General features: G+C 59.8%; 9 protein-coding genes. All 9 read right to left on the reverse strand.

Annotated elements, in window-relative coordinates:
- Positions 1 to 14: 14 nt before the first annotated feature.
- The 9 genes from istB to NITMOv2_RS14250 all read right to left on the reverse strand — a co-directional run bounded on the left by istB (position 15) and on the right by NITMOv2_RS14250 (position 15,211).
- Complete coding sequence (gene istB / locus NITMOv2_RS14205; RefSeq protein ID WP_053378012.1) at positions 15 to 779, reverse strand: IS21-like element helper ATPase IstB; 765 nt, start codon at positions 777 to 779, stop codon at positions 15 to 17.
- Complete coding sequence (gene istA / locus NITMOv2_RS14210) at positions 779 to 2,317, reverse strand: IS21 family transposase (protein ID WP_145976116.1); 1,539 nt, start codon at positions 2,315 to 2,317, stop codon at positions 779 to 781. Before istA ends, istB begins: the two co-directional genes overlap by 1 nt.
- Positions 2,318 to 2,505: 188 nt before the next feature.
- Positions 2,506 to 6,495 carry a conjugal transfer protein TraG N-terminal domain-containing protein gene (locus NITMOv2_RS14215; protein ID WP_053380496.1) on the reverse strand — a complete coding sequence of 1,330 codons (3,990 nt, stop codon included), beginning with the start codon at positions 6,493 to 6,495 and terminating at the stop codon, positions 2,506 to 2,508.
- A 25-nt stretch (positions 6,496 to 6,520) separates the two neighbouring features.
- A complete protein-coding gene (locus tag NITMOv2_RS14220) occupies positions 6,521 to 7,858 on the reverse strand; it encodes a conjugal transfer protein TraH (RefSeq protein ID WP_053380497.1) in 1,338 nt (445 codons plus the stop codon).
- 18 nt (positions 7,859 to 7,876) lie between these two features.
- The gene (locus NITMOv2_RS14225; RefSeq protein ID WP_187299220.1) at positions 7,877 to 8,782 is read right to left on the reverse strand and encodes a conjugal transfer protein TraF; all 906 of its coding nucleotides are present in this window, start codon (positions 8,780 to 8,782) and stop codon (positions 7,877 to 7,879) included.
- Between the two features lie 2,473 nt (positions 8,783 to 11,255).
- Positions 11,256 to 11,585 (reverse strand): helix-turn-helix domain-containing protein, encoded by a 330-nt coding sequence (locus tag NITMOv2_RS14235; protein WP_053380500.1) that lies wholly within the window; start codon positions 11,583 to 11,585, stop codon positions 11,256 to 11,258.
- A gap of 1 nt (position 11,586) precedes the next feature.
- The gene (locus tag NITMOv2_RS14240; RefSeq protein ID WP_083448037.1) at positions 11,587 to 12,705 is read right to left on the reverse strand and encodes a tyrosine-type recombinase/integrase; all 1,119 of its coding nucleotides are present in this window, start codon (positions 12,703 to 12,705) and stop codon (positions 11,587 to 11,589) included.
- 161 nt (positions 12,706 to 12,866) lie between these two features.
- The gene (locus NITMOv2_RS14245) at positions 12,867 to 14,003 is read right to left on the reverse strand and encodes a TraU family protein (protein ID WP_053380502.1); all 1,137 of its coding nucleotides are present in this window, start codon (positions 14,001 to 14,003) and stop codon (positions 12,867 to 12,869) included.
- Positions 14,000 to 15,211 carry a TrbC family F-type conjugative pilus assembly protein gene (locus tag NITMOv2_RS14250; protein WP_083448038.1) on the reverse strand — a complete coding sequence of 404 codons (1,212 nt, stop codon included), beginning with the start codon at positions 15,209 to 15,211 and terminating at the stop codon, positions 14,000 to 14,002. The genes NITMOv2_RS14245 and NITMOv2_RS14250 overlap by 4 nt, the downstream gene beginning before the upstream one ends.
- Positions 15,212 to 15,215 lie beyond the last annotated feature (4 nt).

Raw genomic sequence — 15,215 nt, forward strand, 5'->3', positions numbered from 1 at the left:
CGCGACGCAGGGCCTCAGTGGTCTGTCTTCAGTGGCCGACTTCCGTCCGATTTTGCCAGCCGTTTGCGCATCGATTCTCCTTTGAGCGTGATCTTATAGGCGTTGTGCACGAGCCGGTCAAGAATGGCATCGGCCAGCGTCGGCTCCCCGATCGCCGTATGCCAGTGATCGATCGGGAGTTGACTGGCCACGAGGGTGGCCCGCCGCCCGTGGCGATCATCAAGGAGTTCCAACAGATCGCGGCGCTGTTCGTCAGTTAAGGGAGCCAGCCCCCAATCATCGAGGACCACGAGGTCCGTCTTCGCGAGACTCCGGAGCAGGCGCCCATAGCGGCCATCGCCTTTGGCCACCGCCAGCTCCCGGAAGAACCGCGGCAGTCGCAAATACAAGGCGGAGCAGCCCAGCCGGCAAGCCATCTGGGCCAACGCACAGGCCAGATACGTCTTGCCCGCGCCGGTGGGCCCCACAATCAACACATTGTCATGCTGACGAATCCACTGCCCCGTAGCCAGGGACGCGATGACGCTTTTCTCCAGCCCCCGCGGATGGCGATAATCGAGATCTTCCAAGGTGGCACTGCCGGGGAACCGGGCCTGGGCCAGCCGCCGCGCCAACCGGTGATTGTCCCGGACCGTGCACTCGCGATCGACGAGCAGCCCCAGTCGTTCCTCGAAGCTGAGCCGCTGCACCTCAGGCATCTCCAGTTGTTCCGCCAAAGCGGTGGCCATGCCGGTGAGCTTCATCGCCTCCAGCGCCGTGAGTGTGGGATGACGTAACATCAGAACCCTCCTTCCTGTTGATAATAGGTGGTGCCGCGCAGATGGTCGTGCGCATGCGGGAGTGGGACCGTCGGAACCGGCTCGGGGAGCGGCTGCTGGTCGAGGCCGGTCTGTAAAATGGACTGCACGCTCTTATAGGTGAACGCCTCCAGCACCTGCGCCCGCCGACAGGCGGCCTCCAACCGCGCTGCGCTGTACGTCCGCTCCAGGCGGAGAATCCCCAGACAGGAGCGATAGCCTTGTTCGGGATGCGGCCGCCGCGCCAGGAGTTCGGCCACGACGGTGCCGGTCGCGGGCCCGACGGTCTCCGCCCACTGGATCAGCCGGGAGGGCGACCACGCCAGATAGCGTTGGTGCGCCGAGGGGAGATGCGCGGTGACCGTGGTGTGGCGGCCGCGCTCGGCACTCCGCATATGGCTGGCCACCCGCTGCCCCTTGTAGAAACACTCGATGGTGGCCGCCGTGAGCCGGACATCCAGGGCCTGATGGACCAAGGCGGAGGGGACGCTGTAGTAGTGGCCCTCGACCTCAAGATGCGAATCGATATTCACTCGGGCGATCCGCCACTCGGCATAGACGTAGGGCTCGGTCGGCAGCGGCTGCAAGGCCGGCCGATCCACGGCCTCGAACTGGGACTGCCGACAGCCAGGGAGCTTTTTGAAGGGCCGGCGATTCAGCCGGTCCAAACAGGCGGCGATGGCCGTATTGAGCTCCGCCAGACTGAAGAAGGGGTGATGCCGCAGGCAGGCCAGGATCCAGCGTTCGACGAGCAGCACGCCCGCTTCGACCTTGGCCTTGTCCCGCGGTTTGCGCACCCGCGCCGGGATTACCGCGACGCCGTAGTGCCGGGCCAGATCGGCGTAGGTGGGGTTCAGCTCCGGTTCATACCGGCAGGCCTTGGTGACGCCGCTGCGTAAATTATCGGGCACGAGGATTTCCGGCACACCGCCCAAGAAGGCGAAGGCCCGGACATGCGAGCCGGTCCAATCGGGGAGCGTTTGGGTCCAGGTCGCCTCGGCATAGGTGTAGCTCGATGCACCAAGAACCGCGACAAAGATCTGGGCCTGTCGAATCGTCCCGGTCTGCCGATCCTGGACCGGCACGGTCTGGCCGGCATAATCGACGAAGAGTTTCTCGCCCGCCCGATGCTCCTGCCGCAGACACCGATCCAGGGTGGCGCGCCAGGCCCCGTAGAGATCACAAAAGCGGCTGTACTGATAGCCGTCGGGGTGCTGCGCTTTGTATTCCTGCCACAGCAGCGCCAGGGTCACGCCCTTGCGCGTCAATTCCTGATGCACCGTGGCCCAGTCCGGCATGGCCCGCGGCGGGCTGGTCGGCGAGGGGGCCGCCGGATACAGCCGGGTTTCCAGCTGCGCGTCATCCAGCTCTTCCGGCAACGGCCAGGACAGCCCAGCCGCCGTGGCGCGATAGAGCGTTTCCGCCACCGTGCTGCGCGCCACCCCACAACTGGCCGCGACTTGTCGGTTGCTGAGCCCGCAAGCCCATTTGAGTCGCAATAGGTCTTTGATTTTTCGCATGGTCACTCGCTCCGCTGGCATCAGTCCCTCCCCCCTAGTAAATGGAGGGGACACGATACCCAGGTTGAGGAGGACCTGTGTCGCGGGCGGCTCCGACAGGAGCCCGTGGCGGATCGCCGGCTTATTCCGAGGGATGTCGGCCACCGATTCCGAGGAGACTCGAAACAGTGGCCGACTTCCGGTCGGAATCAGTGGCCGCGTTCCGTCGGAATGGGTGGCCGACTTGCGTCGGAATCAGTGGCCGGCTTGGGTCGGAATACGCACGTTACAATGTCAACAGCGGTTTTGCCGGCCCCAATCGCTTTCAAAGTTTGCTTGGCACCGCTATCTTCGTTGGTGAATTCTTTGGCATCCCAGTGCCCAAACACAGGATACTCGGCGCCGATGTTCACCCGTCGGTGGAGTTCCTGCCTGTACACATCCCATTCGATCACCTGTATGCCGCTATCCCCTTTCTCATAGAGCAGCTTTCCATCAGGCCCAATAACCTGGGTTGAAGCTAAGCCACTGGTTTCGACCTCGTTCTTGGAAAGCGAACGGAAATCGGTCAATCCCGGTCCACCATACTCGGGTTGCGCCGTCTCGGCCACACCCCATTGCGCCTTACCATCGACCACCTTGTAGTTCCACGTCTTCCCGTATTGGCCGCTTTGAAATTCAGCGTAGACAACATTCCCTTGTTCATCCATGAAGCCACGCATCTGCACGGGATGATGTTGCCCCTGATGGACGGGATCGGGAATCCACTTGGTCCCGCTGAACATGCGCGTGTTATGCAGTTCGGACAGGGTCCCACCCTGCGTCCGATGGAATTCCTCGAACCGCTCGACAAAATGGCCGCCTGTTTCATGCGTATAGTCATGGAACAGGTCGGTCTTCGTCCCGCCCGTTCCGATATCCGAGAGGACTTCTCTCGTCCCATCACCTGATTGCGGACCGAGCGTCAATGTCCGAGCAGTCCCGTCCCCACCGATCTGTTCTGTGGAGAGCGTCGTGTAGGTCGCCACGGAGGCATGCGAATCGGGATCTTGATGCATGTCGATGAAACCGGTCTCGTATTCTTTCGTCAGCGGATTTTGCTTCATTACGAACGCCTGGCTCCGCAGGTCGTTGACCACGCTTCCCTCAAGGAGACTCCCCTCCTTATCGAACAGGCCGAAGAAATGACCCTTGTGGGTCTGCCCGGTCGTCCCATCCTTCCACTCGATCGGCTTGTCTTTCAGATACTGTTCCTTCTCCTGCCAGCCCATCACATGTGACACATAGTCCCACAGTTCTGTCTTTTGGCCTCCCTCCGCGTGGCTGAAGATTGCTTCTCCCGTCTGATTGCTCTTCACGCCTCGGACGGCAACACTCTGTCCACCCTGTTCGTCAAGAGTGAGAAACTCCACGCCTTCCCTGCTCTGTCCGGCCGCGATGTGAAAATCCCCCTGGTGATCGTAGTTGCCGGTCAAGGACTTCGTCACTCCTGCAGGAATCGAATAGGACAGACTGACCGACGTGGGGACACGCCGCTCGTGGCCGTTGGCAAGCTGGATCACGTTCCCTTCCTCGTGCGTCGCCACCTGCCTGATCACCGCCTCATTCTCAGGAAGAAGCCCAATGATCCTCTGAAGTCTCACGCCATCCGCGGTATAGCTCTTGCCGCCGTTGTCGCCGGTCTTGTAGACATACTCCATCCCCGCATCGACGAAGCGATCCTTGTTGCTCCGCTCCGTGCCACCCGCCGTCGCTTGGAGAGACTTCTTTCCCTCTGCATCGGTATGGATCTCCCCTGAATAGGCAGCCTTGCGGTCGCCCTTCGTGCTTTCAATCTCATACGTGAGGGGATTGTGCTGGAACTTCCCTTCTGGTCCGAGGTTGACGCGGCCGAATTCCCTTGCCCTGCCCTGGACAGTCTCCAACTCCCCGTCCAGCTTCCGAACGTCAATGCTCTCCGCCGCGTCGCGAGTATAAAAGGTGCCGCCGTCCGCGCTGTGGTAGTAGCGGAGATTGCCATCACCTCTCAGCACCTCCCCGACCACGCCCTCTTTATAGCCGCCCTGCGAGACGGCGAAGACCGAGATCCCGTTGATCTTCCGTCCGGTGAGTCGTCCCTTGTATTCACGAGTCGGGCCGTCGCCGGAGGTCACCAGCTGCCCTTCGCCCCAGAAATCCTGCTGGCCGAGTCGCAGCCCCGACCGTGAGAGGGTGCCGGTGACCGGTTCCTGCCGGCCATCGGGATGGACCGCCCAGGCCATGACAGGACCCGTTTCGCTGACCTGTTGCGGCCCCCACTGCGTGCTCGTCTCGACCCGGCTCACGCCATCCTTGATCGATGCATCCACGCGACGGACAGTCTTTCCCGTTTCCTGGTTGTACTCTTCCCGGACCGAGTGGAAGACACCATCCTGCTCGTAACTGAAACTCTTGTCGATCGTGGCCCCTCGGACTTCGAACTGTTTCTGCACCGTCCGGCCGGCTGCATGATCGAACTCCTCGCGACGGAATGCCCCACTGTCATACCAGCCTCCGGTGGGCGATTTCTCGCTCGCTCGCCGCGAGAACCCTCCCGTCGGCCCTTGGTACGTGACCATGCCGTTCGCCCCGATGCGGGTCGTCCCGCCATCAGCGTGATGCAGGGTGGAGACCCCTGTTTGGGCATCGACGCGTAGGCCGCCGGCGCCGACGGGTACCGTGTAACTCTCTTGCACCCCGGAACGCCCTGCGGTCCCCATTCGAACCGGCTCCATCACATAGGACGATGCTTCCGACATGACCTGCCCCTGACCACGAGCGAACTGCCCTGCTTCCTGGCTGGCGGCAGAGAGGGGAGCGGAGAGACTCCCGGTGAGAGAAGACGCGAGATTCCCTCCCGCCCAGACCAGGCCCCAGGCCACGGCCGGCACCGCCAGCGTCAGATCCGCCGCCATGGAATTGATGCCGACGATGTACTCTCTGATCGGATCGAACGAATTGAACGTGATGGCGTCGGCAAACCCCGAATTGATGACGAGGTCCTTGACCTTCGCGTTGGCTTCGAAATACATGACGAAGTTCACGACCGCGTAGAGCGGTCCCCACATGGCGAGCCATGCGAAGCTCCGCCCGTAGAGGCCGAGGACCCGAGTCATGGAGCCCGACAGGGCCATCACGGCGATGAACGGGGTGACCAGATACACCACACCCTCCGCGACCGTTCGGAGCACGGGGAGGAACTTCGCGGCGATGTAGGACTTGGTATAGGCCTGATACTTCAAATCCTGGGTCGTGGCCTCCTGAGCCAGCTTCACTGCCGACGGCACATCGTTCATCGTCTTGGCCCTCTGGGCCCATGCCTCCTTCCAGGCCTTCACGATCACGATATTCCGCAGGACCTGGTCCGAGGTCTGCCCCGGCACACCGAGCAGGGTCGTACGGAGCTGATCGATGAGCGGCAACTCGTCCCCAGGTGTCGCAGGGTCCGCACCGAGCGACGAGCGCAGCTTCTGGGTGGCTTCCAGATATTCCGGAGCCGGTGTCGTAAAACCCGGCGTGATGACGTTCGCGTAGAAGTCCGTGCAGAGCTGCGCAGCCGGCTGGATATTGCCATTCTGATACCAGGGAGAGCTCAGGGCGGGATTCGTCGCAGCGATCGCGCCGAGGGCATCGGTCGCCTTCTCCACAGCCGTGCGGTTCAGTTGGTTGTAGTCGATCTCCTTCAGCGTGCAGTTCATAAGGTACTGGACGAGGTTCTTCCACAGATCGCTGTCAGGGAGCGTGAAGTCGAGCAGCTTCTGCGTCTCGAACAATGGCCGGTTGATCACCGACCCTGTGGAACGATAGCCGGTCGGCAACAAGAGCGCGGTCTCCGTGATGGCGGTCAGGTGATAGCCGACTTGACCAGAGAGGTAGGCCGGAAACGCAATCAGCACCGGCACCCCGGTCACGATCGTGTCGGGCACCGCAGGATTGACCTGATCTTCGATCGAGACGTCGGCCGTCACGAACACAGAGCCGTACAGCAGCCCGACCGCGCCGATCAGCATGGGGCCGAGGAAGCGACGGTTGAAGGTCACATGGAGCAGGGCGAAGACCACCAACCCGAGCAGGCCGAGCCTGAAGAGGCTTTCATAGGCCCCCGTGGTCATCATCAGCTTGAGGCCCGTGATCACCGCCGCGATGACATCCCCGTTCCCGAACGTAAAGATCTGCCACATTGGCTGGCCTCAGCTCACCGGCGCCCTACCGGGCCGTGCGATACTGTCCCTGCTCGATGGCCATCTTCGTGACGTTGTAGATATTCTGGAGGTGGGCCGATCGCTTGGCTGCCTCGGCGTAGGCTTCGGCCAGCACCTCGTGCGCCTCTTTCCGGAATTCGGCCGTATCCACGGCAAAGCTGGGCTTGAGCTGTTTGATCTTGGCCCCCTGCTGGATCGCGTTGTTCACCGCCCACTCCATCCATTGGATCGCCATTTCGATGGCCACCACTTCGCTCGTCATCCGGACCAACTGCGTCGCGACTTCATTCGGATGCCCGTAATCCGTCAGGATCTTGAGCACCGGGATCGGACTCATGTTCACCAGCGTCACATCCGCCGCGCTCATCGCGGTCTTACTATAGATATTGGTCACGATGTTCTGCAGCGCCGTCGCCGTCCGGCTCTTGAACCCTTCCATGGCGGTTTCATTCTGAGGTTGGATCTGGAGGCATTGGGTGGGATCATCGGTGCAGGCATAGACCCGGACGGTCTCCGCCGGGACCACGTCGATCAAGTCCGAGAACTTGATCGTGGGCGGATGATACTCGGACTGGCCCTGGTCATTCACAATGATCGTGCCGGTCGTCGACATGATGATGCGCGCGGTCTGATCGTCCACCCCCGCCTGTTTCAGGACGTTCCAGACGAGATTCCCCGTGATGTCGTATTCCGTGCCCTTCAGCGCCGCTGCCGCATCGGCCGAGGTATTGTCCTGGGCGCTGTCCCGATCTTCCCACGGATCCCCGGTGATGCCGGTTTGGGTCTTGAACTGCTGCCATTTCCTGTACGCAAACTGGTTGAGCTTGTCCGGATCCCTCATGCTCTGGGCGAGCGCTTCCCCCACTTCCTGGCCGGCCTGGCAGGGTTGAATCCGGCCCAGCGCATTCAACGACCGCGACGCGGTCTCGATCATATTCAGGACGTTCGAGCAGGTCTCGCAGAGCTCCTTCATCGCTAACTGGAAGGCATAGCCCAGCACCACGGACCCGCCGAACTGCTGGAGCATATCTACGTACCGGCTCAGCTTGGCGTAGGAGAAGCTGCCCAGGTAGGTGTCGATGCCGGCGCAGCCACGCCGGAACCGTGGCGGGTTGATATTCCAGAGCGAGAAGTTGTCGTTGTTCAGCCGGATCGAGTAGGCGCCCGCGGCGAGATACCCGCGGCTCTGGCTCTCATAGGCTCCTGGTGTCGCCGTGCTGACGACGCCCCAGCTATCGAACATGGTCTGGAGGGAATCGTTGAGGCTCTGAGCCGAGGCGACGGCCGGCATCCAGACCATCGCGCCGGCAATGAACAGGGTCCGCAGTGTGCGCGCTGTCATAGCTACCTCTTCAGGGTGTTACGAATCGCCCGCTTTGGTCATCAAGTGCGGGCGCTGCTTCAGGATCGTCAGCACGCGCTCGCGAAGCTCGTTGAACGTCATGACGCCGGAGCCGATCGCGACCAGGAAGTTCTCCTGGGGAATCGCGAGATAGATCGTCGGGACTTTCTGCAGCGAGACGCGTTCGGCCATGCCGTTGTCCGCTGCAGCCTTCGGGAATTCCTTCAGCCCCTGCCCGTCCAGGGTGACCGGAAAGACCTCGATCCGGTAGGTATCGGAGAAGAGCTTCAGAATCTTCGACTGTTCCTGGCAAAAGCGACAGGTGGACGTGAAGAAGAAGAACAGGCCGACATGGTTCGCCCGAGCGGATGAGAGGAGCCGCTCGTCTACCTCTTGCGTCGCCTGGACCTCCACGTCGTGGCCGAACTGCGAGGTCGGATGCTCGGTCGCAAAATCGAGCTGCGGGTTCGTAAACATCGCCAACTGCCACATGGACGTGAAGTCCTCGGAGCGCTTGAACACGGCGCGTTGCGCGATGATGTACGTCTTCACGGTCTCCGGAGTGGGGGCATCCAAAGCAGCCTCGCGTTTGGCCGAGGCCAACTCCCTCAGCATCCCCGCCGGCAGCGTGCTCAAGTCTTCCTGTTCGATGGGGACCCGCTTGAGGAGGCTCCGATACTTGGCTGGGTCCAGCCAGGCTTCGAGCGGAAGAGTGCCCAACGTCACCGGTGTTTGAACCGCCTCCTCTTCTTCCGTGATCGGATCCTGATACCAGAACCATCCCTCCCTGGCTCGCTCATAAAATGGGTTTGCCAATTGGGAAGAGGACGGATTCTTGTCAGGGAGAGACCCGGCCCACACGACGACCGGCGCGAGCACCGCACAGACCATCACGATGAATCCTCGCAGGATTGGTTTTCTCACAGTCCTACTCCACCTGAAACCAGGCTCCATTCTGAGTCGTCGTTGCACAGTCGCCCATCGCCGGAGAGCCATGGAGCACAACGCCGCGTCCAGCAGGGGACTGGTAAAGGGGTGATTTTCGTAATAGGGGGTATTCTTCCATTCCTAACCCTCTTTCCGGTAAGGGGCTCTCTCTCCATTCGTCCCATGGCCTAATTGAAACCTTGCGGCCCCCAACTTAGTAATACGTCCCCGTCATAGCACGCGGCGGATCGATGGCTGGCAGCAGCTCAGTGCGATCCTGACCGCCTTGGAGAGTACCGCGGCTACCTGAGGGGGGATCTGGAGGTCAGGCCGGATGCCGATCGCCTCGTATAAGGGAAATGTGGAGGTTATTTTGTAGAGTCAATGCGGGGAGAAGCCAATTTCTACGGAAATCGGGGACACGACCCCACGGCCGAGCGTCACGGCCAGAGACGACAGTACAGCTCATTTCTCATCATGCAGAGTGATGGCCGTTCTCGATCCTGGCTGTTCGAGAGGCCACATATCGATTAAAGCCACCGCCAGCATTTTGGGACCACCTGACTGCTACGTTCGGTGACATATGTAAGAGCCGTCCGAGAACTGCCGGATGAAGTTGGCTCGCTAATTGTAACAAGGCACTGTTACGGCCCCTCCGACACTCCACCCCAATGTTGTTAAGGTTCTTCTGCAAGCGGACCACGTTCCGATGACTCCCGTAATGTCGTCCCGGAAACAACCAGTACGTCCCATCGGCTCGACGACCGTTTGGATTTCCACGGCAAGCCACTAATTGCTTGGAGAGCAATCTTGCTATAACGGGTGGCATCACAACTGGTTCCCCTCCAAAGACTATCTTTACGTTCTTCTTCTCGTCGATTTGCACCATAGAATCCAGTAACGTGACGATCCGGCTGACATGTTGGCCAAAAACAAGAACGAATAGGCCGCAGAGGCGAAGTTCGAGTCTCATGGATTCATCGTTGCTTAATCGCTCAATCATTGCCCAGCGCCTGTCCTCGTCAACGAGAACCATTCCGCTCGATTTCAGAAGAGGCACCTCTAGCGGGCGTGAGAACTTGCGGAGCGATGTCCACTGCAAAAAGTCGCGGACGAGATATGGGGTCGTCACCTTACTCTCAGTGAGCCAGCATTCAACATCCTTTTGGGTGCATTGCTGGAGCGTCTTTTCCTGTCTATCTAACCACTCCAAAAACCTGACGGCGATCCGTAACCGCAATTTCATTGAGTGCAAAGCCCAGCGTGTCAGGCGTTGGTGTTGAATTTTCCCACGGAGTCGACGCACTATACGCCATTCAGCAAACATCATAATGAGAAGACGATGCTGGTCGGGCACTTCGGCTCTGAAGACCTCGAGCCAGTGGTCAATGTGGGCGGCCATTCGATTCCTCACTGGCAGTCCACCTGCTTCCACAAGGATTGAGCGCACGAACTCCGCGTGGCCGGGGGACGTATGTTTGTCAAGTGCGGAATGTGAGAGTGCTGTTTGGCCTTGCGCGATGGAGTGGAGCAGAGCCGCGCTTCCTGTTTTCAACCAATTCACCACGGAGATGGGCTTTCGGCTGAGTAAGGTCTCCATTACCCGGTTCAGATGTGGGGTATTTGATGAAGCACCTTGGAGATTCAGTAACTTCGGAAGGGCCACGTGCCGCAGATAACAGTCAACACAATACCCCTTTGCATAGCGCGGTTTTTGCTGCCCGCAGTGCACACAACGGCTTGAATCCTCCCAACCAGCGCACGGCCGGCAAATGATCTGCCGCTTCTCGAATGGGACGGCCATGCCCATATTTCTACATCTTGTACATTCCTTCGGCTTTTGCCTAAATTCTTCGGCACAATGATTACAGACGGGGCCACCTGGCCAATACGCCGTCACAGGTTTCTTTTCACCGCACCACACGCACTGCACGAGTGGACGGCCGGCGCACTCTGCACATAAGGGCGTCGGCCCTAGAAATCCTTGGCACAACTTTCGTTGACCACAGTTCGAACAGATGCGTATGCGTCCGGGTCGCCTTGGCCGCCGGCGCACGTGCAAAGGGTCTTTGCCGTCCCGGATCGCCATATAACAACACATACACAAGGCCCTTCCGTCACGTCGACTCTGGACTGGTCTCTGCTGACCACAGAGCGAACAGGGCTCAGTGTGACGAGGGTAACACGCCCCGCAGATGGGGCTTCCGGCTCTCTTCACCACAACGGGACCGAAGCTCTGACATACTGTGCAGGTAGCCAACTGAGAGGGATGGCATTTCCAACATTGGTGACAAATTGGCTGCCCATTCAAATGCCTTACGACCCTACGGGCATTGCCGCAGGTGCCACAGATTTTCTTTTGGGCCGCACGACACCGGACACACACCCGACGTTGATGAAGGATGCGCTTCAGGAGTCGTTTTTCGTTGCAGATCGGACAGATCCCAACAGGCGCCATGGCTTCCGTCTCTTACTTCGGTCGATGGACACGTGTCTTAATGAGGGACAATCGACCTGATGATTTTGTCTCTCCGGCTGCAGCAAGCTTTTTCCTTTCTTGACGGTCTACCTGTTTGATGGTGATCAGATCATTCGGTGTGCAGGCGAAGATGTCACATAACGCAGCCAGCAGATCCAGTGTGAGACGGAGAGGCGCCTGGGCAACGAGTCGATACACTTGAATGCGAGACAACTGGACTCCCCGTTGCGCCAGCATCGGGACCAGCTCTGTAGTCGAATGAAAATGATGCTGCTCCATCACTTTCTTGAGATTCCATTCAGCGGCCATTTTCTTGGTCACCTTACTCCTCCTTTGGCCGATAGAGGCGTTCAAGCGCCTGTTGCAGTTGGTGGTTTTTGAAATCACTGCTGACATGTGTATAGATGGCTGTTGTCGAGAGAAATGCGTGCCCGAGTTGCTGTTGAATGAACACGGGATCGTACCCATATTCGGCTAGATTGGTGGCGTACGTATGGCGCAGATGATGAAGGGATAATTCGACAGGCAAACCCGCCTCCTCCACGATGTGTTGAAAGCGAGATCCAAAGTCCTTACTCCCAAGGTATTGAACCCGCTCTGTCGGAAATAAGGCAGGATGGGCACCCACATTGAACAGGGTCCTGATGTCTCTGAGATATTGTTCGAGAACCTCCACAATCCAGCTGACCTCCGGCACAGTGAAGACCAACCGCCGTCGTGGCGGCCCCCCGTTCGCGGCCTTCCCAAATCGCACGTGCAGAACACCGAACCGACCAAGATGTTTCATTTTCGGATCAGGATTGCGCCGAAAATCACTGATATCAAGCCTGCACACCTCCGTTCGCCGGAGACCAAAGGCATAGGCGACCTTGACCATCACGGCATCGCGCGCCGCCGCAAGGGAACCTTTTCGGCGCTGGCGAAGCACCTCTGCATGGTGTTGTTCGACATATTCAAACAATCTATCGATCTCGTCGAAGGTAAATGGGCGACGGCTGGGACGGCCCTCGTATTCTGTAGCGTGTGAGACCGTGTTCCATTCATCACAGATTTGAATGATGGAAGATCCAATCTCGCGCTCACAGCGTTCCACCCACCCGTATCTCCGATCGGTGACATACTCCAGAAATAACTGAAGAGTAGTCTGGTATTGGCGAAGAGTTGAGACACTGAGCTTTTGCGAGAGCTCGGCACTGAACTCGACAAGGTCTTCTGGCTTCCACTGCCAGGGAAATGTATCCGTGTACTGTTGAAAGCGCTGGACAAGCCGATGACGCGCTTTAATCGTGGAAGGGTTTAGATGACGACTGTGCTGCTGAAGCCGCCACCCTTCCAGCATCGCGGCATAAAGTTGTTCAGGCGGATCAAGAAATGTAACGTTGGCAGGAAGGACATTCTCCGCGGTTGCGGAAAATGGCCCCATTCGGTCGTTACCTTTCATGTAACGTAGGTTACATGAAACGTAACGACAGCGCAAGCTGGTTTTTTTCGGAAACGATCATGGCATAGGGATGTGAGAATGCCTTGCAGAAAGCCGGTCTTGGCGAAGTTTTCCAGAGGAACGAATGTTACATAAAAGATATTGACCCCCCTTTGGGCTCGCTACAGCAGACAGCAACGCTGCAGCTTCCACAGGAGAAAGACGAAGTCTTCCCCGATCACCGGCACCATCTTGCCCATCCCCCACATCAGCACCGTTCGACCGATCGGCTGACAACAGGGAGCCGGGACATTGGGGATGGGATAGAGCAGCTGGTATTTGTACTGGCTCTTCACGATCAGGCCGGTCGGGAAGTCCGTGCAGATCAACGGCCCGTCACCCGCCGTATAGAACTCGGTGCCGAAGCGGGCCAGCCGAGCGAGCAGGCGCGACATGGCGAGCGCCGCCGGTTTGAGCTGGCCGCTCGACTCCGACACATTGCCCGTCGTCGGGTACAGCAACCCGAGGCTCCCGGCGCACCAGAACAGGGGATCGATGGGAAACCCGGCTGACGCGGCAAGGGAATCGGCGGCACAGGCCGCGACGGTGAGCGGATTCCCCACCAAGAGGGCTTCCGGGAACAGAATCAGCGCTAGCAGGTCATCATTCCAGGAGGGGTCGATCTCAGACAGGTACGCGAGATCAATCTCGTCGCCCACGGCGCTGGGGTTGACACAGGCCCAGTCCACCGCGATCCCGACGATGGCCCACAGGGGAAAGATGTAGAAGTGTGAATGGTAGAAGGTGAAGTCCAGGTCGGAGGAATCCATGTTGGTGTTGGCCGACCCGCGTCCCTCGAACACGAACTCGGGCCCCAGCGTGATCCCGTTGAGAGCAGGAAAGCACAGGGGCGTGCGGACGATTTCGACCAGTCGGACCGGCTCCCAAATACCAAGCGGTATGCCCGGGACACAGAGGTACGGCGTGAGACAGACACAGCCGCAGAGCTGAGGCGGATAGACGGCGGAGATCCCAGGCCCGACGGCGGGACGAGTCGAGTCCTCCCCGACTTCCGTGAGCGTGAACCCGAAGAGACTGATGGGAAACATGCATTCCCAGCAGGTCTTCACCAGGGTGTCGGCCAGGATATTCGTGTTCTTCGGGCAGACGGCTTCCGCGGACTCCGGCATCATTCCGCCCAGGAGCACCGCGAACAGGAGAAGCATCCCGATAAAGGCTGCTCGGCTGGCGCCCCGCTGAACCGATGCCCGCTCCTGCCAATCAGCCGGCCAGAAGCGTTCTGCCAGTTCCTGTCTCATGGCACGATCTCCTGAACCCGGAATCGATTGCCTTCCTGCGTGACCAGACTCGGGGCAGCGACCAGGCCGAACCGGTCATACATGAGCTGATTCGCCCAGTAGACCGGACGGTGCAACAGCCGGCCGAGCGGAGCGATATCCCCTTCCGTCACGAGCAGTTTCAGCGGACGGTCCTCGTGAGCCAGGAGGTAGCGCTGAACCCATTGCACCTGCCCCTGCGAGTGGCCGTTGAAGAAGATGAGCGTATAGGGGAGCTTCACCTTGTCGAGCGGATTCACGGTCGAGCCGGCCCTGATATAGAGGGTGCCGGTCTTCGGATCCGTCACGTCATCAGGGAACTGCACGGTGGCATCCACCAGGAAGCTGCGAGGTTGCTGAGCGTCCGGCAAGGGAAGCTGAGGGCCTCGGTGGATCTTCCGCGCCGTCGCGTCCTCCGCACGGCGCTTGATCGCGTTCCAATCCGTCCTCGCCACTGCGTCGCTCAGCACTTGTTTCATGTCGCGTTCGGCAATCGACCAGGTCGGCACGTCCGTCCGGATCCGCTGATGCCCGCTCGGCATCGGGAGGCTCGGTTGCGGTTCACTCGTCGGTCCTCCCTGCAAGAACCCTCGCTGGCGCCGGTCAAACCACTCCGCGAGCGCGCGATAGACTCTCTCTTCCCGCGCCAGGACCTCCAATAGATGGCGAACGGACGTCGAGCCGATCACCACCGCATCACGGTCCCCTTTCACGATCGCGAGAGCCGGGACTTCCGAGACCCCGAGACGCCCGTAGAGCACCGGGTCGATCGAGACCGCTGCCAGCAACGCCTCATCAGTCCCCATCAACTGCCGGAACCGTTCGCCTGTCGCCTTGAAGGACAATTTGACCGGCCCGTCGCCGGACGAAGGCGCATTGAGCAGACCCCGGATCACGATGCGCGCGCCCAGCAGCTTTGCCTCGGCAAAATATCCTTTCAGCACTTCGTCCGGCATGGACAGGGACAAGAGCAGATAGATCCCATTCCGATTGACTTCGCGAGACTCCCGGCCTTGGGAAGGTTGCAGCACCGTCCGGGAGAAGCGCGCAATCTCTTCCGCCACCTCGCGTGGAGACCGTTCTGGCTCCCGAGCCTGCCTTGAGGACTCCCCCGCACTCGACCAGGATAGGGCTCCCCCGCAGAGTAGCCCCGCGACGACCAGCACCAACAGTCCCTGCCTTCTCATCATGAAA

This window comes from Nitrospira moscoviensis (genome assembly GCF_001273775.1).
Taxonomy (GTDB): Bacteria; Nitrospirota; Nitrospiria; order Nitrospirales; family Nitrospiraceae; genus Nitrospira_D; species Nitrospira_D moscoviensis.